The organism is Xenorhabdus yunnanensis (assembly GCF_028598805.1).
Classification (GTDB): domain Bacteria; phylum Pseudomonadota; class Gammaproteobacteria; order Enterobacterales; family Enterobacteriaceae; genus Xenorhabdus; species Xenorhabdus yunnanensis.
In genome coordinates this window covers 27,243-50,935 of the sequence record NZ_JAQRFI010000017.1, presented here as the reverse complement: position 1 = coordinate 50,935, position 23,693 = coordinate 27,243, and the positions used below count along the sequence as shown (strand labels likewise).

19 protein-coding genes are annotated in these 23,693 nt (G+C 42.5%); 11 read left to right on the top strand and 8 right to left on the bottom strand.

The window, feature by feature from the left end:
- Both selD and PSI23_RS09275 read right to left on the bottom strand, forming a co-directional pair.
- A complete protein-coding gene (selD, locus tag PSI23_RS09280) occupies window positions 1–1,044 on the bottom strand; it encodes a selenide, water dikinase SelD (RefSeq protein ID WP_273554857.1) in 1,044 nt (347 codons plus the stop codon).
- 12 nt (window positions 1,045–1,056) lie between these two features.
- A complete protein-coding gene (locus PSI23_RS09275; protein WP_092518454.1) occupies window positions 1,057–1,608 on the bottom strand; it encodes an NAD(P)H nitroreductase in 552 nt (183 codons plus the stop codon).
- A gap of 167 nt (window positions 1,609–1,775) precedes the next feature.
- Between PSI23_RS09275 and sppA the strand changes: the two genes are divergently transcribed.
- The 3 genes from sppA (at window position 1,776) to pncA (ending at window position 5,443) form a co-directional block, all read left to right on the top strand.
- Window positions 1,776–3,653 (top strand): signal peptide peptidase SppA, encoded by a 1,878-nt coding sequence (gene sppA, locus PSI23_RS09270; RefSeq protein ID WP_273554824.1) that lies wholly within the window; start codon window positions 1,776–1,778, stop codon window positions 3,651–3,653.
- Window positions 3,654–3,763: 110 nt separating this feature from the next.
- Window positions 3,764–4,783 carry an asparaginase gene (gene ansA, locus PSI23_RS09265; protein WP_273554823.1) on the top strand — a complete coding sequence of 340 codons (1,020 nt, stop codon included), beginning with the start codon at window positions 3,764–3,766 and terminating at the stop codon, window positions 4,781–4,783.
- Window positions 4,784–4,807: 24 nt separating this feature from the next.
- A complete protein-coding gene (gene pncA / locus PSI23_RS09260) occupies window positions 4,808–5,443 on the top strand; it encodes a bifunctional nicotinamidase/pyrazinamidase (RefSeq protein ID WP_273554856.1) in 636 nt (211 codons plus the stop codon).
- Window positions 5,444–5,527: 84 nt separating this feature from the next.
- Here pncA and PSI23_RS09255 read toward each other — a convergent pair whose 3' ends face one another.
- Together PSI23_RS09255 and msrB are read right to left on the bottom strand one after the other, a co-directional pair.
- A complete protein-coding gene (locus PSI23_RS09255; protein ID WP_273554822.1) occupies window positions 5,528–5,809 on the bottom strand; it encodes a YeaC family protein in 282 nt (93 codons plus the stop codon).
- A gap of 225 nt (window positions 5,810–6,034) precedes the next feature.
- Window positions 6,035–6,448, bottom strand: a complete 414-nt coding sequence (gene msrB / locus PSI23_RS09250) for a peptide-methionine (R)-S-oxide reductase MsrB (protein ID WP_273554821.1) — start codon at window positions 6,446–6,448, stop codon at window positions 6,035–6,037.
- A 342-nt stretch (window positions 6,449–6,790) separates the two neighbouring features.
- Here msrB and gapA point away from each other — a divergent pair, with 342 nt between their 5' ends.
- Together gapA and PSI23_RS09240 are read left to right on the top strand one after the other, a co-directional pair.
- Complete coding sequence (gene gapA, locus PSI23_RS09245) at window positions 6,791–7,786, top strand: glyceraldehyde-3-phosphate dehydrogenase (RefSeq protein WP_273554820.1); 996 nt, start codon at window positions 6,791–6,793, stop codon at window positions 7,784–7,786.
- Between the two features lie 129 nt (window positions 7,787–7,915).
- Complete coding sequence (locus tag PSI23_RS09240) at window positions 7,916–8,839, top strand: D-hexose-6-phosphate mutarotase (RefSeq protein WP_273554819.1); 924 nt, start codon at window positions 7,916–7,918, stop codon at window positions 8,837–8,839.
- A 92-nt stretch (window positions 8,840–8,931) separates the two neighbouring features.
- On the opposite strand, the gene alr is transcribed toward PSI23_RS09240, so the two are convergent.
- From alr to fadR, 3 genes are all read right to left on the bottom strand, one after another.
- A complete protein-coding gene (gene alr / locus PSI23_RS09235) occupies window positions 8,932–9,999 on the bottom strand; it encodes an alanine racemase (protein ID WP_273554818.1) in 1,068 nt (355 codons plus the stop codon).
- Between the two features lie 19 nt (window positions 10,000–10,018).
- Complete coding sequence (locus PSI23_RS09230) at window positions 10,019–11,320, bottom strand: D-amino acid dehydrogenase (RefSeq protein WP_273554817.1); 1,302 nt, start codon at window positions 11,318–11,320, stop codon at window positions 10,019–10,021.
- A gap of 720 nt (window positions 11,321–12,040) precedes the next feature.
- Entirely contained in the window at window positions 12,041–12,763 is a 723-nt protein-coding gene (gene fadR / locus PSI23_RS09225) for a fatty acid metabolism transcriptional regulator FadR (RefSeq protein ID WP_273554816.1), read from the bottom strand.
- A 254-nt stretch (window positions 12,764–13,017) separates the two neighbouring features.
- Between fadR and nhaB the strand changes: the two genes are divergently transcribed.
- Entirely contained in the window at window positions 13,018–14,562 is a 1,545-nt protein-coding gene (gene nhaB, locus PSI23_RS09220) for a sodium/proton antiporter NhaB (RefSeq protein WP_273554815.1), read from the top strand.
- A gap of 185 nt (window positions 14,563–14,747) precedes the next feature.
- Complete coding sequence (dsbB, locus tag PSI23_RS09215; RefSeq protein ID WP_273554814.1) at window positions 14,748–15,260, top strand: disulfide bond formation protein DsbB; 513 nt, start codon at window positions 14,748–14,750, stop codon at window positions 15,258–15,260.
- A 283-nt stretch (window positions 15,261–15,543) separates the two neighbouring features.
- Here the strand turns inward: dsbB and PSI23_RS09210 are convergent, their stop codons facing one another.
- Window positions 15,544–16,557: a helix-turn-helix domain-containing protein gene (locus PSI23_RS09210; RefSeq protein ID WP_273554813.1), complete on the bottom strand. Its 1,014-nt coding sequence runs from the start codon at window positions 16,555–16,557 to the stop codon at window positions 15,544–15,546.
- A gap of 264 nt (window positions 16,558–16,821) precedes the next feature.
- Between PSI23_RS09210 and PSI23_RS09205 the strand changes: the two genes are divergently transcribed.
- The 4 genes from PSI23_RS09205 to PSI23_RS09190 are packed head-to-tail and all read left to right on the top strand — an operon-like array spanning window position 16,822 to window position 23,671.
- Window positions 16,822–18,828 carry a TonB-dependent receptor gene (locus PSI23_RS09205; protein WP_273554812.1) on the top strand — a complete coding sequence of 669 codons (2,007 nt, stop codon included), beginning with the start codon at window positions 16,822–16,824 and terminating at the stop codon, window positions 18,826–18,828.
- The gene (locus PSI23_RS09200; protein WP_273554811.1) at window positions 18,825–20,081 is read left to right on the top strand and encodes an MFS transporter; all 1,257 of its coding nucleotides are present in this window, start codon (window positions 18,825–18,827) and stop codon (window positions 20,079–20,081) included. Before PSI23_RS09205 ends, PSI23_RS09200 begins: the two co-directional genes overlap by 4 nt.
- Window positions 20,068–21,912, top strand: coding sequence for an ABC transporter ATP-binding protein (locus PSI23_RS09195; protein ID WP_273554810.1), 1,845 nt, complete (start codon window positions 20,068–20,070; stop codon window positions 21,910–21,912). Before PSI23_RS09200 ends, PSI23_RS09195 begins: the two co-directional genes overlap by 14 nt.
- The gene (locus PSI23_RS09190; protein WP_273554809.1) at window positions 21,899–23,671 is read left to right on the top strand and encodes an ABC transporter ATP-binding protein; all 1,773 of its coding nucleotides are present in this window, start codon (window positions 21,899–21,901) and stop codon (window positions 23,669–23,671) included. Before PSI23_RS09195 ends, PSI23_RS09190 begins: the two co-directional genes overlap by 14 nt.
- The last annotated feature ends 22 nt before the right edge of the window (window positions 23,672–23,693 follow it).

Genomic DNA, 23,693 nt, shown 5'->3' with positions numbered 1-23,693 from the left:
TTATTCAAGAACTTCAATTAATGCCCTGTCTGAGCACTGCTCAGTCAGTTCACCAATAGCAATAAAATCAATGTTGTGGTTTCGTGCAACGGCTTTCGCCTCTTCCACGGCATCCGGCAAAATCGCCAGCAATAAACCACCCGAAGTTTGTGGGTCACACAAGAGATAACGTTGAAGAGTTGTCATCTTTCCAACTAAGTGTCCATAACTGTCAAAGTTGCGTCCTGTGCCACCAGGTACGCAACCTTTTTCGATATAAACATCAACATTTGGCAATCTCGGAACTTGTGAAAATTTGACTGTCGCTTGAACGCCCGAACCTTCACAAATTTCGCTCAAATGCCCTAACAAGCCAAAGCCTGTTACATCCGTCATAGCTGTAACACCGTCAATTCCTGCAAAATCTGTCCCCGCGTTATTCAGCAGGCACATAATTTCTTTCGCAATACCTTGATGTTCAGGCTGTAGCAAGCCTTTCTTTTCAGCCGTAGTCAATACACCAACGCCTAAAGGTTTAGTCAGAAACAGGAGACTTCCCGCTTTTGCCTGATTATTACGCTTCACACGCTCAATATTGATGATACCAGTCACTGCCAAGCCAAATATCGGCTCAGGTGCATCAATCGAATGCCCTCCCGCCAGGGAAATACCCGCATCCTTGCAAACAGCCCTGCCTCCCTCAATGACATTTTGAGCAATTTCCGGAGCCAGCTTATTAATTGGCCATCCCAAAATCGCAATCGCCATTATTGGCTTTCCACCCATCGCGTAAATATCGCTGATGGCATTAGTGGCAGCAATACGACCAAAGTCAAAAGGATCATCAACAATAGGCATAAAAAAATCGGTAGTACTAATGATGCCTGTACCATTACCAATGTCATACACAGCAGCATCATCACGGGTTTCATTGCCTACCAGAAGATTAGGATCGAAAAATTTTGCCTGTTTACTGTGCAAAATAGTTTCCAGCACTTTGGGCGAAATTTTGCAACCACATCCGGCACCATGGCTGTATTGAGTCAGACGGATTTTAGTTGATATTAGTCTCTCCAGTTAGAAATAACTGACAAAGTTGGTCAAATCTGGTGTTGCGACTTTTGCAGGCGCCTTGAGTTCTGGAGTTCCTAAATAAAGAAATCCAACAATTTTGTCATTCTCCCCACATCCCAAACCGGCTCTGACAGTTGGATCTTCTGTCCACGAGCCTGAACGCCATATACCACCAAAACCTTGAGCAACTGCGGCCATCTGCATGGCATGAACAGCACACCCCGCAGCAACGACTTGCTCCCATGCAGGAACTTTCACATGCTCAACGACCTTGGCAATAACTGTAATAATCATTGGTGCTCGGAAAGGAGCATTTTTCGCTTTTTCTTCAACCTCTTTTCCTAATTCACCCTCAATTGCTGCTTTTTCGAGGAGTTTACTGAATTTATTAATACCTTCTCCCTGCATCACAACAAAATGCCAAGGACGTAAAGCTCCATGATCAGGTGCCCTCATCCCTGCTGCTAAAATATGCTGCAATTCATTTCCCTCTGGGGCGGGGATTGTTAAACGTGAAACTGAACGACGATTTAACAAAAGTTCCAAAGCACTCATTATTTTCTCCTGAATAAGATAATCTGTCATAAACTAACATTCTCTGTTTATTCACGAATGAATGAAAGTACATAAACTATTTTTTCAACCAACAACATTATTTTCAGCTGACATTTCTAGACGAGCTGTTTAGGATAACCCTATTTGATACCATAATTGGAGACGATATGCGTACTTTATGGCACTTCATAGCTGCATTACTGAAATGGAGTTGGAGACTTCTAAATTTTACTCGTCAGCTTACTTTCAATCTTATTTTTATCCTACTGACTGCTATTGTGGTTTTTGGGTACATCACTTATCAAAAATCATCCAAGATTGAAAATAACTATCAAGGGGCATTGTATGTCAACCTGTCCGGTATTGTTCGTGATCGCGTAACTGTTCGCGATCCATTTGAACAATACGGAAAAAGTCTTTTTGATCTATCCAATAGCAATTATAAAGAAACTTCCTTATTTGACGTCGTTGACAGCATTCGTCGAGCAAAAGACGATAAAAAAATTACAGGAATGGTATTAAAGCTGAGTGATTTTATCGGCGCAGATCCAACTTCCATGAGATATATTGGCAAGGCCATAAATGAATTTAAAGCAACAAACAAACCTGTTTATGCGATTGATGATAGTTACAGCCAATCACAATACTATTTAGCCAGCTATGCTAATAAAATACATTTATCTCCATTAGGTGCCGTTGATATCCACGGTTTCACCACCAACCACTTATATTACAAATCATTGTTGGATACGTTGAAAGTGTCCACCCATATTTTCCGTGTGGGAACGTATAAATCAGCAGTTGAACCCATGCTGCGTGACAATATGTCAAAAGAATCTCGTGAAGCTGACAGCCTCTGGCTCAACGAACTTTGGGACAGTTATTTAAACACTGTTGCAGTTAACAGGCATATCCCTGCCGAACAAGTCTTCCCCGGAACAACGAAATTTATCGAGAAATTCCGTAAAGCTGGCGGAGATAATTCACTGTATGCATATCAAAACAAGCTGGTAGATTATATTGAGCCACGCAGTGTCGTTGAAAAAAAAATGCAGGATGTATTCGGTTTAGATAAAGAAAAAAAACATTTCAATTACATCAGTATTTATGACTACATTGCTCAAGAACCAGTACAATATGGTGATAATGAGGGCAACATTGCCGTTATTATTGCTGACGGCGCCATTACAGAAGGTAAGCACTCATCAGGTATCGTTGGAAGCGACTCTATTGCTGAACAACTACGTGAAGCACACCATGACTCCAACATAAAAGCGATCGTATTACGAGTAAACAGCCCAGGTGGCAGTGTCAATGCATCTGAAATTATTCGTAATGAGTTGGTAGCTATCCGGGATGACAAGACAGGAAATGCGAAACCCATCGTTGTTTCAATGGGTGGAGTAGCTGCCTCCGGCGGTTACTGGATCTCCACTCCCGCTAACTACATTATTGCTGATCCCAGCACATTAACAGGCTCCATTGGTATTTTTGGTGTCTTTCAGACCCTTGAGAAGAGCCTCAATTATATTGGCGTGAATGCTGATGGTGTTTCAACAACCCCGTTCGCCGATATTTCTACAATCAAAGGTATCAATCAGGCGTTCTCAGATGTAATACAGCTATCTATTGAGAATGGTTACAATAAGTTTATCGGACTAGTAGCAAGTGCCCGCAATAAATCTCCGGACGAAATCAATAACGTCGCTCAGGGACGTGTTTGGAGTGGCCTTGATGCCAAAAAACACGGATTAGTCGATCAATTGGGTGATTTTGATGATGCCGTTAAAAAAGCTGCTGAATTGGCAGGCATCAAAAAAGTATCACTGAACTGGATGCAACCTGAATTATCATTCTCTGAAAAAATCATGCAAGGGCTAACTTCATCAGCACAAGTGCTATTGCCAAATACCTTGCAATCAATGTTGCCAGCGCCATTCGCCGAAGTTGCCCGAGATATGAAAAAACAAGCCGCATTTTATAGCAATATGAATGATCCACAGAATATCTACACGTACTGCCTGAATTGTGTCGATATCCATTAACAACTTCTGACAGAATTTTTAATAAATTTAAAGCCTGATTTCACCATCAGGCTTTTTTTATTTCTGATACTCCCTATAATCCAGCTAATTATTTTTATTGAGACGTTACCATGCAGAAGAAGTCTATCTATGTTGTTTACACTGGTGGTACTATTGGGATGCAACATTCTCCCAATGGATATATTCCCGTTTCCGGTCATTTACAACAGCAACTCTCAAAAATGCCCGAATTTCACCGCCCTGAAATGCCAACATTCACTATCCGTGAACATCATCCCCTGATCGATTCTTCTGACATGAGCCCTGATGACTGGAGCATTATCGCAAATGATATCTATCAGAATTATCATGACTATGATGGCTTCGTGATTCTACACGGTACGGATACCATGGCTTTCACGGCATCAGCACTTTCTTTCATGTTTGAAAACCTCAATAAGCCAATTATTGTGACAGGGTCACAAATCCCTCTGGAAGCATTGCGTTCCGATGGGCAAACCAATCTCCTTAATGCACTGTATCTCGCAGCAAATTATCCTATTAACGAAGTCAGTCTGTTCTTCAACAATAAATTATTTCGTGGAAATAGAACGATTAAAGCCCATGCTGATGGCTTTGATGCCTTCTCATCACCAAACTGCTCACCACTAATGGAAGCTGGTATAAATATCCGTACCTTCAAAACAAATCCCATACCTGTCAGTCACGGCAAGTTTGTTGTGAATCCGATTACATCACAACCGATTGGTGTTGTGACTATCTATCCCGGATTATCCAGTCAGGTGGTAGAAAATATACTGATGCAACCAGTCAAGGCTTTGATTTTACGATCATACGGTGTCGGTAATGCCCCTCAACGTGCTGACTTACTGAAAACGTTACAGGAAGCAACCGAGCGAGGCATAATTGTGATCAATTTAACACAATGTATTTCTGGTCGAGTCAATATGGGAGGCTATGCTACTGGTCATTCTCTGGCAGCATCAGGGGTTATCAGTGGCTATGACATGACTTTCGAGGCAACTTTAACGAAATTGCACTATTTATTGAGTCAGCCTTATACACCTGAAGATATCCGCCACCTGATGCAACAAAATCTGCGTGGAGAATTGAGTTATACCGATGAATAATAAATAGGTAAATCGAGAAATATGATGAAAACAGCATTATTACTTGTCGATCTGCAAAATGACTTTTGCACTGGAGGTGCACTGGCTGTCAAAGATAGTGATACGGTGATTGAGGTAGCAAATAACGTAATTGCACTATGCCAGAAAAACAACATCACTGTCATCGCAAGTCAGGATTGGCATCCGGCGAACCACATGAGCTTTGCAGAAAACGCCGGACAAAAGGTAGGGGAATTAGGAGAACTCAATGGCATTCCCCAAGTATGGTGGCCGAACCATTGTGTACAAGGACAATTTGGTGCAGAGTTCCATCCTTCATTAAACCAATCCGCTATTCAAGAAGTTTTCCGAAAAGGTGAAAACTCCCAAATAGATAGCTACAGCGCGTTTTTTGATAATGACCATAAAAGCGAAACCCGTCTGCACGATTGGCTAACCAAACAGAACATTCAACGTCTGTTTGTGCTGGGTATCGCCACTGATTACTGTGTAAAATTTACTGTGCTTGATGCTTTAGCACTAGGCTATGAAACCTATGTCATTACTGATGGTTGCCGTGGTGTCAATATTCAGGCAAATGACAGTCAGCAAGCATTTGAGGAAATGGCAGCGAAAGGTGCTAAATTAATTCCACAAAGCGAAATCATAGCCATTTCGTGACACGATCAAATTTATAACGCAATCAAAGCCAAAATATAACCTCGTCCTATTTCTGCAAGGACGAGGTTGTCAATTCATCCTATTTCAATCTTCCGATTGGGGTTTCAATTTTGCAACCATTTCGGACTGAAATATAGCCTTTAACTCTTGTTTGCTTTTTATGGCAATTTGACCATTTGTACCAATCGTCATATGTTCAGGATCATGATTATGTTTTGCTTGCCAAAGCATTACCACCTGTAAGCTGTATTCTTTCTGTTCCGGTGTGAGTGGTACACCATCCTGCCACTTCCCGAGTTCAACAGCCTGAGCTAGCCGCTGATAAATTTCAGGCGTCATGGCGGAGAGTAAATCATCCAACTTCATTGATATTTCCTTTGTACTTTATCAAAAACCAAGCTGAATCGTTTTTTTTCAGCTTATTAATTCAATATTTCATTTATACCCAATGAATTTCAAAGGTGCGTCGCGGCGGCCAGAGAGCGAATCCCCGGGAGCATAGATCACTATGTGACCGGGGTGGTGAATGCAGCCAACAAAGAGGCAACTTGAAAAACGAAGAGTATAGGTTCAGAGTATTCAGTCATAACATTAACCTGCTGTTTCTTCGCCTGTTTCTTTATCAACAAAACGCAGTGCTGCTGAATTAATACAGAAACGTTCTCCTGTCGGCTTGGGACCGTCGGGAAAAACATGCCCCAAATGTGCCTGACAGTGGCTACAACGCACTTCTATCCGGTGCATATTATAAGAATAATCATCAACATATGTGATAGAACCTTCACTAATTGGTTGGTAAAAACTCGGCCATCCACATCCCGAATCAAATTTCGTATCAGAAACGAATAATGGCTGGCGGCAACACAGACAATGATAAATGCCACTTTTTTTGTTGTGCAGTAGTTTTCCTGAAAATGACGGCTCAGTGCCTGCTTCTTGCGTAACATGGCGCTGTATTTCACTAAGCTGCTCTATGGAAAAGAAAATGTTTTGACTTTTAGTCATAATGACCACCTTTTAAGGTCAAAATTTTCAATAAAAAATCATCGAAAACAACAAAAAATTAACAACAAAATGTCAAAACGCATTCTAACCCATTCAACATAGCAATTTGCCTTACTAATTGTGATAAGTCTCACATATCTAACCGATGGTAACTTTAAATATCTCCTTATGCCCCGATAATGATGTGCGTAGAGCTTGTACCAGCTGTATAGCAAGCGTCCAGATAGTGATTACTATTGATATTTTTCAATTGTTGACACGATTCCGCTTGACGGCTGACAAGATTTTGGTAACTTTAGAAACAACTTTTAATTCACTAAAAAAAATAGCTGGTGGAATACTATGACTATCAAAGTAGGTATTAACGGTTTTGGTCGTATCGGCCGTATTGTTTTCCGTGCTGCTCAAGAGCGTTCAGACATTGAAATCGTTGCGATCAATGATCTGTTGGATGCAGAATACATGGCTTACATGCTGAAATACGATTCAACCCACGGCCGCTTCAACGGTACTGTTGAAGTTAAAAACGGTCAGTTGGTTGTTAACGGCAAAACCATCCGCGTTACATCTGAAAGAGACCCAGCTAACCTGAAATGGAACGAAGTGGGTGTTGATGTTGTTGCAGAAGCAACAGGTATCTTCCTGACTGACGAAACCGCACGCAAACACATTGCTGCTGGCGCGAAAAAAGTTGTTCTGACTGGCCCATCCAAAGACAATACTCCAATGTTCGTTATGGGTGTCAACCACAATGCCTATGCAGATCAGGAGATCGTTTCCAACGCATCTTGCACCACGAACTGTCTGGCTCCACTGGCTAAAGTTATCAATGACAAATTCGGCATCGTTGAAGGTTTGATGACTACAGTTCACGCAACAACTGCAACCCAGAAAACAGTTGACGGTCCTTCAGCGAAAGACTGGCGCGGTGGCCGCGGTGCGGCACAGAACATCATCCCATCTTCCACTGGCGCAGCAAAAGCAGTAGGTAAAGTTATCCCAGAACTGAACGGCAAACTGACTGGTATGTCTTTCCGTGTTCCTACTCCTAACGTATCTGTTGTTGACCTGACTGTACGTCTGGCTAAACCAGCAACTTACGCAGAAATTTGTGACGCAATCAAAGAAGCCGCAGAAGGCGAGCTGAAAGGCATTCTGGGCTATACTGAAGATGACGTGGTTTCCACCGATTTCAACGGCGAAAAACTGACTTCTGTATTTGATGCAAAAGCAGGTATCGCGCTGAACGACAAATTTGTAAAATTGGTTTCTTGGTATGACAACGAAACCGGTTATTCCAACAAAGTTCTGGATCTGATTGCTCATATCTCTAAATAATCGAGTTTTCTATCCACGTTCAAAAGCCACCTGTTTATAGGTGGCTTTTATATTTATGTATCTAAAATATTGAGCTATCATTCTCCTTTGGTTCAACCACCAATTTAAGTTTACATAAGGTCATGACAGATGCTTGATAAAATTTTTTCATTACCGATTGTAGAACAAATCTCCCCTTATATCAGCCAGCGAAACATTGATGGTTTTCCGTTAGTTGTTGTTTCTCATCCCAAAGTCCGCGGGGCAATCAGTATTCAAGGTGCACACCTGATTACATGGCAGCCCAGTAATGAAAAACCTATATTATGGCTAAGCGATAAAGCCATTTTTAGTGCAGGCACTGCCATTCGTGGTGGTATTCCCATCTGTTGGCCTTGGTTTGGTTCGTCTGCGGCTCCCAGCCATGGATTTGCACGAACATTGCCTTGGGAACTCAAAGCCCATAATGAGCATGAAAATGGCGTTATTTTGACGTTTACATTACAGGACAACGCATATACCCATAAGTTATGGCCACATGAGTTCACGCTGATTGCCCGCTTTAAATTAGGGGAAACCTGCGAAATAGAATTCGAATCCCACGGTGAATATCAAGCCACTGGTGCCCTTCATTCTTATTTCAATGTCAGTGACATCAATCAAATTCAGGTCAGTGGGCTTGGTTCTCATTTTATTGATACCCTTACCGATAGAGAGCAATACATCAAAGGAGACTTAGTCTTCCGCGGAAGAACCGATCGCATTTATACAGAGCCAGATAATTTTAGCCTGCTCAGAGATCCTGTCTGGAAACGAACGATTGAAATACACCACTATCACCATAGCGATATCGTATGTTGGAACCCTGGTGCTGCTCTTTCCAGTAGCATGAAAGACATGAGCAAAGATGGTTATAAGAATATGGCTTGTATTGAAACTGCACGTATCAATAACCCATTAAGACCTAAAAATGGCAATCCTGACAGGCTTTCTGTTGTTATCCGCTGTCGTAAACTTTCAGTCAATAGTCAATTAAGTGGAAGTCATGAGAAAAATAGCGGCGGGGAAAAATAGCAAAGAAAATTCAAAAGAGATGGTATATAAAACAGGCATTTATTCCAAAACCAAGGATAGAAATGCCTGAAAATGTCTGAATATAGAAAGGATTAACCCACCGTAACAGGAACGCGCTTCGCTAAAGCACACAAAAGCTCATAACCAATAGTTCCCGCCGATTCTGCAACTACATCTACTGGTAGATTTTCTCCCCATAACTCAACAGTACTACCTATATTGGCCAGAGGGCATTGAGTTAAATCAACCGTCATCATATCCATTGAAATAGCGCCCAATAATTGGGTTCGGACACCATCAACCATGACAGGGGTTCCCGTTGGAGCATGCCTCGGATATCCATCCGCGTAGCCACAGGCGACTGTGCCTACGCGAATGGGCATCTGGGTCGTGTAACGACTGCCATAGCCAATTTTTTCTCTCTTGGGAAGTTCATGCACCGCAATAATTTCACTCTGCAATGTCATGGCTGATTTCAGCCCAATATCGGCAATATCACGCCATTTCCCACTCGGAGATGCGCCATAAAGAATAATACCCGGCCGTATCCAATCCCTATGTGTTTTCGGATGCCACAAAACAGCGCCAGAATTCGCCAAACATTGAGGAAGTGAGTTCATTTGCAAACGTTCTATAACCGCAAACTGTCCATCAATACCAACTTCATTATCCGAGTTGGCAAAATGACTCATCAAAGTTACGGAATTTATATTTTTAATCCCTTTCGCCATTGAAACTATCTGTGGATACTCTTCTGAGATAAATCCCAACCGATTCATGCCACTATTAAGTTTCAAATAGATATCAATGGGATTGTCCAATTTAGCTTTTTCTATTTCATCTAACTGCCAATGGCTGTGTACTGCGGTCGTCAGATGGTACTTATTGATAATCTGTAAATCCGCTGGTTTAAAAAAACCTTCCAATAGCAAGATTGGCCCTTGCCATCCCTGCTCCCTTAAATAAATAGCTTCATTCATGTCAAGCAGTGCAAATCCATCTGTCTGCATGAGTGATTGCCATATTCTGTCCAATCCATGCCCATACGCATTCGCTTTGACTACCGACCAGACTTTACTGTTATTCGCTCTTTGGCGAATAATCGACAGATTATGACGGAATGCATTGAGATGGATCGTTGCCAAAATAGGACGTGGCATGACGACCCCTTATTATAGTTTATGCAGTATGTAAATGAGGCTTCATTGGAAACACTTTTATACTGAATCCATTGATATATCTGAATACAGAGAGATCATCTGCTGCAATATCAGGCTCTTTGCCAGAAATTAAATCAGCCAGTAACTTCCCTGAACCACAGGCCATTGTCCAACCTAATGTTCCATGTCCGGTATTTAAATAGAGATTCGCATATTTGGTTGGCCCCACAATAGGAGTACCATCCGGAGTCATAGGACGCAAGCCTGTCCAGAATGAGGCCTCCGCGATATTGCCACCGTTGCGGTATAGATCCTGTACAACCATTTTTAACGTTTCACAACGATTTTGTGGGACATTCAAATTAAACCCGACCACTTCCGCCATGCCACCAACACGAATACGATTGTCAAAACGCGTAATGGCAATCTTGTAAGTTTCATCCAGTACGGTTGAGGTAGGTGCTTTTGATTCATCCATAATCGGCATCGTCAGTGAATAACCTTTCAGCGGATAAACCGGAATTTTCACCAAATCTTTCAATATCTCAGTAGAATAAGATCCCATCGCCACCACATAGTGATCCGCCGTCATGATGCCATCATCGCATTGAATACCCATGACTTTATTCCCGTCTACCAAAATTTGTTTAACTTGCTTGTTGAATATAAACTTAACACCAGAATCTTCTGCCATTTTAGCCAATGCTTTGGTAAAAACCTGACAATCACCAGTTTCATCATTCGGTAATTGCAAACCACCTGTTAGTTTATGAGAAGTATGGGCCAGTGCCGGCTCTACTGTAGCGAGTTGCTCGGAAGTTAATAGGCGATAAGGGACTCCTTCCTGCTCTAAGACTTCAATATCATTGGCTGCATTATCAAATTGCTTGGCAGTTCTAAACAATTGCAAAGTTCCCTCCTGACGCCCTTCATATTGGATCCCCGTATCTTTCCTTAATTGCTTAATACAATCCCGACTATATTCTGCCAGACGTACCATTCTGCTTTTATTCATTGCGTAATGGCTTGCATCGCAATTGCGCAGCATTTGCCACATCCAGCGCAATTGAAACAGTGAACCATCAGGGCGAATAGCCAAAGGCGCATGACGTTGAAACATCCACTTGATTGCTTTTAGTGGGATCCCTGGTGCTCCCCAAGGGGTCGCGTACCCTGGTGAAATTTGACCGGCATTACCGGCACTTGCTTCTTCCGCAGCACTATTCTGGCGATCAATGACGATAACTTCATGGCCTGTCTGTGCAAGATACCATGCGCTGGTTACGCCAATAACACCACTGCCTAAAATAAGAACCTTCATTCCACCCCCTACTGGCAAGCAATATCTTCAAGCATAATATGCTAAACATAAAAAACCAACATAGAATAATAGACTGGAGCATGATTAATTGATTTTTAGGATTTAAATCACATTTTCATTACAAAATGCAACTAATCCATTTATTTAAAAAACGAATAATTTTGACTTAAATACAGTTAAATCAAATTAATAAAGCAGATTAAAATGCTACCCACCCCCTTTATTTTCTACCTGTCAAAGTGATTTTTATGGCAAAAAAGAAACATTTCATTCACAAAATGAAAATCACAGTTAAACCAAACAAAGTGAAATTCACAGGATTTAACTCTGATTTTATATTAATTAAATAGAATAATAATTTAAAAAATTGAAATACGCACTACTTAAAATACCTCTTAAGTACCTTCTATATACCCAATGGATTTCAAGTTGCGTCGCGGCGGCAAGGGAGCGAATCCTCGGGAGCATAGATCACTATGTGACCGGGATGAGTGAGTGCAACCAACAAAGAGGTAACTTGAAAGACGAAGGGTATAAATAGTACGCATATATTAAGCAGTGATTAGAGAAATGCCCCAGCAGTATAGATAATTTCGCATCATATTATTATGACGTTATATGATCGAACCATTATATAACCATACAACTGGGGTAAATAAACGCAATCAAGAGCGAGGCAATCAAAAAACGAAGAGTTTAACCAACCAAGACATACTTCTGTTAATGCATTGATCCTTCAGCTAATTCATTAAGCATAATGCTCTGCATACCATGCCATATAATGCCACTTTCTTTACCATAATTACGTACACAATCCATGATTTTGTCATAGGATTTATCCTGACAAAGTAAACGTAATTGCTGGTAGAAATTCAATGCGAGTTTACGCGCTTCAGGACTGGAGAAATAATAACGACCCACGCGGGTATACAGCCCTTTCAGCCCATTAATAATCAAGCCATAAATTGGGTTTCCTGAAGCAAAAGCCAAGCCACGGAAAATATCATAGTCCACAGCACTGAAAGACTCCGCAGTATCTTCCACATTTTCTTTTTCCGCCAGAATTTCCAGTGATTTTTCAGGATTGAGCCTGAATGCGGTACGGATAAAGATGGCTGCGATATTAGTCCGCACTGCCAATAAGTTATCAATCAACTGAGGAACGCGATCATGATCAAGACGCGCCAACGTTTCCAGAATATTAAGACCGGATGTTTCCCAGAAGTTATTAACCTTAGTTGGCTTTCCATGCTGAATAGTCAACCAACCATCACGGGCAAGTCGCTGCAACACTTCACGCAAAGTCGTACGGGTGACACCAATCAATTCAGATAATTCACGTTCTGCTGGCAGTATGGAACCTGGTGGAAAGCGGTTATTCCATATACTTTCAATAAGATACTCTTCCGCAAAATTAGCAGGGCTTTGAGCCTTAATTACCATAATTTTAATTATTCCAAAGCAGTTTTCTTGGCTAATAATAGCCGTCGATCATACCAGAATGTGTTTGTTCGACATAGCTACCTGCTAAATAAACCGTGAAAGAGTGAAAGGGCTCATAAAAAATGCAATCATTCGCGGATTAATTATGTGCTAATGCCCTTAAATTGCTATCGTTTTGAGCGTACTATACCAATATATTTCTATATGGCTGTTTAGATTTGCCCACGTGTCCACAAAGAGGAATGTTAATAATAATGGAAATCAGTATTCAACGTGCAGTGGTGAAAAACTTTCTCGGCAATTCGCCGGATTGGTACAAATTAGCTATCATTGTTTTTCTTATCATCAATCCACTGATTTATTTCTTTGTCAGTCCCTTTTTTGCTGGCTGGATGCTTGTTGTTGAATTTATATTCACATTAGCAATGGCATTAAAATGCTATCCTCTGCAACCCGGTGGGTTACTCGCCATTGAAGCCGTCATCATCGGAATGACTTCTCCAAAACAGATAGGCCATGAAATTTCCAATAATCTGGAAGTCATTTTATTGCTGATTTTCATGGTTGCGGGCATTTACTTCGTGAAACAATTACTGCTGTTTGTTTTTACGAAGCTGCTGTTAAATATCCGCTCAAAAAAAATGCTGGCACTGGCATTCTCTCTGGCCAGTGCTTTCTTATCCGCTTTTCTTGATGCCCTGACTGTAATTGCAGTCGTCATCAGTGTGTCAGTCGGGTTTTACTCTATCTATCACCAATTCCTTTCCCGCAATAGCAGCTCTGAACTGAATAATGATAATGTTATTGATAGTGAAGATAAAAAACAGACATTGGGGCAATTCCGGGCGTTTCTGCGTAGCCTGATGATGCATGCAGGGGTTGGTACGGCACTGGGCGGCGTAATGACGATGGTTGGTGAACCACAAAACCTGATTATTGCCAAACATGTTGGCTGGAATTTTGTTACCTTCTTCATCCGTATGTCACCCGTCACCATTCCTGTGTTTATTTGTGGCTTACTGGTCTGTTTGCTGGTCGAACATTTTAAATTGTTTGGTTACGGTGCTGAATTGCCTGAGCAAGTTCGCTCTGTCTTAGAAGATTATGATCAAAAAGCCAGTGAAAAACGTACCCGCCAAGAAAAAGTTCAGCTTGCCGTTCAGGCATTGATCGGCATTTGGCTGATAGTGGCACTGGCTTTTCATTTAGCTGAGGTGGGTTTAATTGGTCTGTCAGTCATTATTTTAGCGACCGCATTCTGTGGTATTACCGAAGAACACGCATTAGGTAAAGCGTTTGAAGAAGCCTTGCCATTTACTGCTTTGTTAACCGTGTTTTTCTCTGTAGTTGCCGTGATTGTTGACCAACAATTGTTTACGCCATTTATTCAATTTGTCTTGCAATCGTCACCTGCTTCGCAGCTTTCCTTATTCTATTTGTTCAATGGGTTACTCTCTGCGGTTTCTGATAACGTCTTTGTCGGCACGGTTTACATTAATGAAGCCCTGACGGCCCTGAAAAACGGTTTTATTTCACAACAACAGTATGAGTACTTAGCTGTTGCCATCAACACGGGAACTAATTTACCATCCGTGGCAACCCCAAATGGGCAGGCGGCTTTTCTATTCCTGTTGACTTCCGCCTTGTCTCCGCTGATTCGTCTCTCTTATGGGCGCATGGTCATGATGGCACTGCCTTATACCATTGTGATGACACTAGTAGGTCTATTGTGTGTTGAATTTTGGTTGGTACCTGCCACTGAATATCTCGTCAAACTCGGTTTGATCAGTCCACTATAATCATTAATCGAATTTATTGTTGTATCCTGCCGGATAATATGTAAAACCATATCATCCGGTTTTTTTATTAATCATTTTCCTGAAAAAATGATTCTGTTGATTGTAATTTTATTTTTTTATAGCAGCTGAAACGGCAAAATAACCCAATGATTATTTATATTGAAAAAATAGAGGGGAAAAAGTAAATGTTTCAATTTTTGAAAGTGAGCTCCCAAGGGCGAGGCTCATGGTTATTAATGGCACTGACCGCTCTGATCCTAGAAACAACAGCACTCTACTTTCAGCATGTGATGCAGTTACAACCTTGTGTAATGTGTATTTATGAGCGTGTTGCGCTGTTTGGTGTTTTTGGGGCGGCGTTGTTGGGGGTAATTGCACCTAAGACTCCTTTACGCTGGCTGGCGATCTTAGTGTGGATTTACAGCGCATGGCAAGGATTGAGACTGGCATGGGATCACACCATGATGCAGTTACACCCTTCTCCATTTAATATCTGTGAGTTCTTTGTTCAATTTCCATCTTGGTTACCGTTAAATGATTGGTTGCCTTCTGTATTCCAGGCCTATGGTGATTGTTCAATTAGGCAATGGGAATTTTTAACACTGGAAATGCCCCAATGGTTGATTGGCATTTTTGCTGTTTATTTGTTGATAGGCGTGTTGGTGCTGGTAAGCCAAGTTTTTCGGGGTCAGAAATAGATATTCAAAGATAAATATTTAGAGATATACCCAATGGATTTCAAGCTGCGTCGCGGCGGCAACGGAGCGAATCCCCGGGAGCATAGATCACTATGTGACCGGGGTGAGTGAGCGCAGCCAACAAAGAGGCAACTTGAAAGACGAAGGGTATAGATATTTAGAATAAAAATCCCCCTGCTATGCAGGAGGCATCAATTTAATCATAAAAAACACAATGTAACCGCCAAATTTATGACGCATTGTATTAATACCAATTAACAAATAGATCTCACATTCAAAACTTCTACTGATTTTCTGCTGTAATATGTTCTGCCCTAAATATATGACTCACGGCATATTTCGCCTGCCATGCTTTGGGGTTGATCAAATAATGTTGCCGGAAACGTTTAGAAAAGTGGCTTGGACTGGAATAACCCACTGCGGCAGCAACCTCAATAACACTCATCCCTTTTTTCAATAGATCTTCCGCTGTAGTCATACGTACATTTTCCAGATATTGATGGAAAGTACGAAAAACAACTGCACGGAATCCCTCTTTTAATTTCCGCTCATTCAAACCTACTGCTCTTGAGAGCGATTTTATTGTCCAAGGGTAATAATAATCACTGTTAATTATTTTTATTGCATTATAAACAGCGCGCCGCTGCAAGCCGTTAATAGCATTATATTGGCAGTCATAAATTTGAGCAGTCACGCAGGCGAGTATTTCTAACGCTTTTGCCTTTAAATAAACCTTTCTGACACTACCATTTAATTGACATTCTTCTATTTGATTAACTATCTGCATAAATGGTGGATAGATAGGACGAGCCATCATCAAAACATCACTATAACTAGCGTTTTTTTCAAAACCAGTCGTTAATTTGGTAAAAGATGGTAACTCCTGAGCTTCAATTTCGTTCAAAGAAAAACGGATATCAAGGATATGCCAGGTTCCACAACCAAAGAAATTCATACCACGCGTCATCTTAGGCGAATAGAAAAAAATCATTGTTCCCGGATTAATATCTAAATCATCGCCGTTCTCAATCGCCATTTTTCCTTTTCCACTTAAAATAAAAGCAATTGATACCGTCGGCGGCCCTTCACAATATTCCGTAAAATCCTTATTCAGCTCAAGACGAATCCGGTTTATGTGAATTCCATCAGATAATTTCTCCGTTAACAACGAGGGGTTTATATTATTTTCCTCCACCTGTGAATGTATGTAAGTGCAATGGCCAGCAGTGAAAACTCCCAATTTCTCGCTATAGATCGTCTTCATGAGATCCCCTGTAAAATTAGCATCAGATTCCATTTCAAAAGCTATTTACGTAATAAAAACAGCATGTTGTGTGTGTTTAGGGCATTATGCTTTTATTTTATATATATTACATAATGTAAATATCACGCAATTTATCATTAATGATAATCATTATCAATAGTACGTATTGCGCTACTTTTGTCCCTATCCCGTTAGCTCTATTTTTCTACTCTCGTTAGTCTCCCCGAAATGTTTTTTTTGTTTTACCACACTTGGTTTTTGTAAAAAATGATTTGGAACGGTATAAAGAGTAACCATATGAAAAAAAAATGTGTTAAGGCATCTGTCTTATGTTGCCTGATCTCACCTGTCGCCTGGGCGGAAAATGCGCCTGAAGCTAAAGAAGATGTTTTGATCGTGACGGCGAATAAACGAGAAGAAGCATTAAATAAAGTTGACGGCAGCATTTTGGTTAAAACTGGCGAAGAACTTGAGCAAGCGGGTATCACCCAAGTGCAGGATCTTGAGCGGGCTTTCCCCGGCTTACAAATCCGCTCTCGCGGTAACCGTACCTATTCGGCAACCACAATTCGGGGTATCAGCTCACCCGATTACTATTCACCTTCCATTCGAATTTATGTTGACGGCGTTCCTCAGGATCACCAATTTCTAACACAAGAATTAATCAATGTAGAATGTGTCGAATTATTACGTGGTCCTCAGGGCACTTTGTATGGCGGAAATGCCCAAGCGGGTGTTATCAATATTATCACTCGCTCTCCAAAAGAAGGCCCTTGGCTTAACCTTTCCGGTAATTATTCCAGATTGAAACAAGGCGGCTCTTTCAGCGGTTCAACTTCTTTGATCGAAGGCATTCTTTATGGCAGTACCAGCCTACGTTGGGTAAAAGAACCGGGGCAAATTGATGCGCCAAATCGGGGTGATAAAAATATTGACTCCAGTAAAACCTGGCTAGGTAAAGGGCAACTGACATTTGCGCCAGATGATTCCCCTTTTAGTGCTGAACTTAGCTTTGCTCATGAAGATCTTAATTCGCACGAAGAACTTTATTTAACCGGCGAACAATTCCGTCGGAAAGAGTACGATGGCTCTACCCCTGATTTAAAACGGCGGGTTAATAGTTATGCACTGAAAGCTGAATATGATTTTGTCAACAGCACATTAACCAGTGTCACATCCTATCAGGATCGCGATATCTTCCGTGATTTCATCGGAGGTAAATGGAAAGAGAAACACCATGCCACAACCCAAGAATTGCGTTTAAATTCCAACTACTCAAATGGAATAACCAGTATTCTCGGCGGTTGGTTCTCAGATGAAAATAGTAAACATCTGGTTAGTGCTTATCCTGATTACTATAGTGATTCTCTTAACACAATTAAAACAAAATCACTGGCGCTGTTTGGTGAAATTAAATTACCGCTTGCTTCTCAATGGGATCTGACCCTTGGTGGGCGTTTGTCACATGAAAAATCGCAGATAGCTTATGCAGGCCGTTCTGGCAAGATGGCGATCGCCGCGTTTGATAATCAAGTTTCCACCAACGAGTTTACACCTAAAGCAGCTTTGGGCTGGCAATTCACGCCTGATACCCGTTTCTATGTTTCCTCTACTAGAGGTTACAAACCCGGCGGATTCAACAATATTATTTCCTCTGCCGAGGATAGAAAACCTTACGATACCGAAACCTCAGATAATTATGAATTCGGTTGGCATACATCGTTCTTTAACAATGCGATGACGTTAAACAGCGCGGTTTATTATATCCGTTCAAAAGATAAGCAAATCTATGTTGGGCCTATTGGCATGCAGTCCTTTCGCAACGCCGGAAAAGCGGAAAGTAAAGGTATAGAACTGAGCAGCCAGATTAAACCAATGCAAGGACTCAGAGTTTCACTGGGTGGCAATGTAGGTAAATCAAACTTCACTCAAGCAACCAATACAGCAACGGGGGCCAGTTACAACGGCAAACGTCTGCCATATGCGCCAGATGTCATGCTCAATGCCAGTGTCGACTATCTTATTGATCAAACATTATTACCAGGTAACCTCTATGTAAATGCCGGTGCCCGCCACTATTCAAAAAGCTACTTTGATGAAGCGAATACCCTTGAGCAAGGGGCATATACTCTTTATGACGCCTCATTAAGTTTAGAAATGGCTCATGGTGTCAACATCAAACTTTATGGCGAAAATCTGGGCAACAAAAAGTACCGAGTCTCTAGTTTCCAGCAAGGCCCCAGTACGCTCAGTATGATAAGTAAGGGCTTGAATGTTGGGCTGGACGTGAGCGTTGCACTATGACGCAAACGCACAATATTTCAAATTCCCGTCACGTCTCGTTACTGCTTCTGACTTTGGCTGGTGTTTACACCATCCAAAGTACCATTGGCATGTTAACGTTACAAAGCATGCCCGCATTTTTGCGCAGCCACGGTGTAACGCCGGATAAGATAGGGTTACTTTACCTGTTGATGTTACCCTGGGCATGCAAATTCCTTTGGGCGCCGATTGTAGAGCGCTATCGCAAATCAGGTTCGGGGGATACCCACCCCCGCCGCCTCATGCTCTGTGGCAATCTGCTGATTACACTGCTTTTCTGTGCAATGTCATTGGCAAACCCCACCGAACATATGCCGCTGATTATTGCGGCGCTGTTTCTGATAACACTTTGCCTGACCGTCGTAGATACCACCACAGATGGTCATGCTATCGACCGGTTATCACCACAACAGCGTCCCTGGAGCAATGTCATGCAGGTCGGCGGCGGTTATCTGGGAGCCATTATCGGCAGCGGCCTGTTTTTATATCTGACTTCACTGTATGGCTGGCACATTGGTGCAGGTGCATTAACCATTGTGATTCTCTTGATGTCACTACCTATTTTGTTCATCCAAAAAACTCAGGGAAAGCAACAACCGGATGTCTCCAAGGCTGTGCCAACGCCCTCCCTGAAGAGTGCATTACGCCGCACTCCGGTTAAAAAGGCACTGGTTTTAATACTGTTATGCATGATTGGTACACGCCTGTCACTCGGTATGCTCTCTCCATTTTTAGTCGATCGTGGAGTGGATTTAACCCAACTTGGCATCATTGCGGCCAGTGGTGGTGCATTAGCCGGATTATCCGGTGTCCTGTTTGGCGGCATCATTGTACGTAAATTAGGGGCCATTCAAACATTATTAGGCCTTATGCTACTTGAATGTATGGTGTTAGCAGGAATTTTCTGGCTTGCCCAACAACCAGAATCTTCCATATCCCTACTTTCAGCTGCATACGTCCTCATCACGTTAATCACCGCTGCCAAATTTGTTGCCTTATATACCCAAATGATGTCTCTGGCGGCAGGTACACAATCTGGGGTGGATTTTGCGTTGATGCAATCCGCAGATATGAGCATTGCGATCATCTGTTCAATACTGGGTGGACTGATTGTGACCAAAGCAAGCTATGCTTCCCTTTTTGCTCTTGCATCACTCTTCACCCTCGCAGGTCTGTTCTGGACATTACGCAAACGCCGCGATTTCCAAAAGGAAAACACCTATGCTCAGTCATGATTCTTCTGTGCAGAACTCGCCAGAGCAACGCGCCGCGGATGCCGGAGTCATTAAGGCATTGTGGAATATGATGCGCCCATACCGTACTCTCAGTTACGTTGCCATTGCGCTTGCCATCGTTTCTGCGGGTCTGCAAATATTACCGGCAGCAATTGCCGGGTTGATTACCCAATCTATCTATGACGGGCAATATCATACGTTACTGAGTTACGGCATCATGTTATTAAGCGCCACCTTTGCTGCAATGCTGACTTTCAGTGGCTCGACATTTGTTTCTCATTTGATCGCCGCCGATGTTCAGGCTGATGTCCGTCGTAACATCAGTAGCAAGTTGAAGTCTGTTCCCCTTGGTTTCTTCATGCAGACCGACAGTAGCGAAATCAAGAAAATAATGCTGGATGACGTCGAACAGCTTGAAGATGGTATTGCCCATATTATCCCAGAGATGTCCGCAACCTTGTTCGGCCCACTGATCGCATTAAGTGTTATGTTGACCATTGATTGGCGGTTAGCATTAGCGGCATTCGCCCCGACTTTGGGCGCTTGTCTCTTATTCATCTATATTCAGATGAAAGTTCAAACCACAACTCAGCGCTTTTACGCGGCCCAAAATCGTATCGCTTCAACCATGGGTGAAGTTATTAATGCAATCCCTGTGGTAAAAACCTATTCAGGTGGCAATATTGCGCTACAGCGAGCGGAAGAAGCATTTACCGCCCTGACACGTATTATTGATGTTTGGGTTGAGAAAGTGCAGGTCAAATCCAGCCGATTTTTTGTGTTATCCAGCGCTAACTTGTTGTTTGTCCTCCCGTTAGCAGTCTGGCTATTTAGCCGTCAAGAAATTTCTGTATTTGAATTCACTTTCTTTATTCTGGCTGCTATGGCATTCGGCAATATTGCCTCATCCATGTTCGCTGTGATGACACGTTTGCAACAGCAAGAGGCATTAATCACACGTTATCACTGGATAATGAATCAACCTGAATTAACGCCATGTACTCAGAGCCAAACATCTGTCGATCAGGCCCCTGTCGATCAAATACCTATTGATCATAACGTGACCTTACATAATGTCAGTTTCTCCTATCAAGATGGGCAGGATAATGCATTAAATAACATCTCATTTTCCGTACCTGCCGGAAGTTCACTGGCTCTGGTCGGAGCCAGTGGTTCTGGTAAATCCACGGTAGCCAGTTTGATTGCTCGTCTTTGGGACCCGCAGCAAGGCAAAATTACTGTTGGGGGGATTGATATCCGCAATATGGATGAACACACTCTGCGTAATAACATCTCTTTCGTTTTCCAGCGAATATTTTTGTTCAACGATACGATAGCCAATAACATCCGTCTGGCCCGCCCCGATGCTTCCCAAGCTGAAGTTGAAGCTGCGGCTACCGCAGCACAAGCACACCAGTTTATCCAGCAGTTACCACAAAGCTATAACACCGTGCTTAACAATGGGATCAGCTTATCGGTAGGAGAAAAACAGCGTATCGCTGTTGCCGCAGCCATCCTGAAAAACGCACCAATTCTTGTCTTGGATGAAGCCACAGCTTATGCCGATCCAGAATGTGAAAAAGAGATGCAACAAGCACTCAATGCGCTCTGCCACACTAAAACAGGCCGCAATAAGACAGTGATTGTTATTGCCCACCGCCTGCCAACTATCCGCCATCTTGATCAAATCGTGGTCTTGGATAAAGGACAAATCATTGAGCAAGGTACTCATGATGAACTGGTCGCACAGCAAGGCGCATATGCCAAACAGTGGGCAGCTTGGCGGGGAGAAAATACCGGAACAGAAGTAAATTATCATGGGGTTATTTAATCGTCTCCAGCAACATCTGTCCCCAAAACTGCAACGGGTCTGGTTCAGTGGGTTGTTGTATAAGCAACTTGATACCATTGCGATTATTGCTCAACTTGCTATCGCAGCTTGGGCTATCACTCATCTGGAGGACACGCTTCTGAAGGAAAGTGGCAACGCTATGCTGCCGCTTATTACTCTGACGTTATTGATTATTTTACTGTTGCTGCGGTTCGCTTTTATGTCTCGCGCATTACGTCAACTCACCATTGCCGCTTATGGATTGGGCATAGAAATCCGTCGTTCTTTACTACAACGGCTTGTGAGTATGTCTGTCGCGACAATTCGGGGATTAAGTGCCGGAAAAATAGCACTGACGTTATCCGAAGATGTGCAATGGCAGGAAAATCAATCCGCCTATACCACTCCACAAATTACTTGTCAGATTACGATGCTGGCACTCATTTATCTGGCCTTATTCTGGTTCGATTGGGTTGTTGCTGGCAGCGCACTATTGGTATTGATGGTTGGATTAATCATCCTGGGCGCGATCCGTCAAAAACTCAATGAAATATTGCGTCGACGGGCAGCTATGATGGTAGACGTATCTGAATCGATCGTAGAGTATGCACAGGGCATGGCCTTTATCCGCGCAGCGGCGGCGACCACGACGGTAGAACAACGTTTTGACCAAGAAATTGAACAATTACGTGCCGCATTCCGTAGCGGAATATTCAAAAGCATACCGCTACTGAGTCTGTTTTACATCGTCATTGATACCAGCGTGGTTATTGGCATTTTGGCCGGAGCACTACGCTTCCATTCTCCGGAAGCACTCACACTCTCCGAAATGCTCATTACAATTCTGCTGCTATTTGCCACGATTACGCCTTTACGTGGGATCATTCCCCTGCTCAATGTCACCGCATTGACTCAAGTAGGCGAAACACATATTACAGAGATAGAAGCGGTTGAAACGCAGGTTTCCGGCTCATTGGCAGCCCCTGCTAAATACGATGTTGAAGTTAACAATATTTCATTTACCTATCCGGGAACCAGTCAGCCAGCGATCGAAAACGTTTCATTTTATGCGCCACAAGGCAGCATGACCGCCATTGTGGGACCAAGCGGCAGCGGCAAATCCACGCTGGCCTATTTATTGCTCTCTTTCTATCAACTGGATAAAGGTGAAATCCGTCTGGGTGGTAATCCTATCCATCATTACCAGACTCAAGCCCTGTATGACACCGTCACAATGGTATTTCAGGAAACAGCGCTATTCCAGGATACTGTCGCGAATAATCTCCGTTTGGGTGATCCGAATGCGACTCAGTTGGAGTTGGAACAAGCTGCTCGTCTTGCCAATATTCACGACACGATTATGGCCTTACCGCAAGGATACGACACCCTTTTAGGTGTGGATGGCGGTACATTGTCCGGCGGTGAACGCCAGCGCCTTGCCATCGCCCGCGCTATTTTAAAACAATCACCCGTTTTATTTCTGGACGAAGCAACAGCTTCACTGGACCCCGAAAATGAACGACTGATACAAGAAGCGTTTGATTCTCTTACTCAGAATAAAACCGTCTTTGTTATCGCTCATCGGTTAAGCACGATAACCCGCGCTGATCAAATATTGGTAATGGATCATGGAACCCTTTGTGATAGTGGCACCCATGATGAATTATTGAATCGTTGTCCGCTTTATCAATCTCTCTGGAAAAATCACCTTGGTTCAGAAGAGCATTGGCACTTACACCCGCAACATCCATCCGAATAAGGTGTAACCCACCCATTCTTTG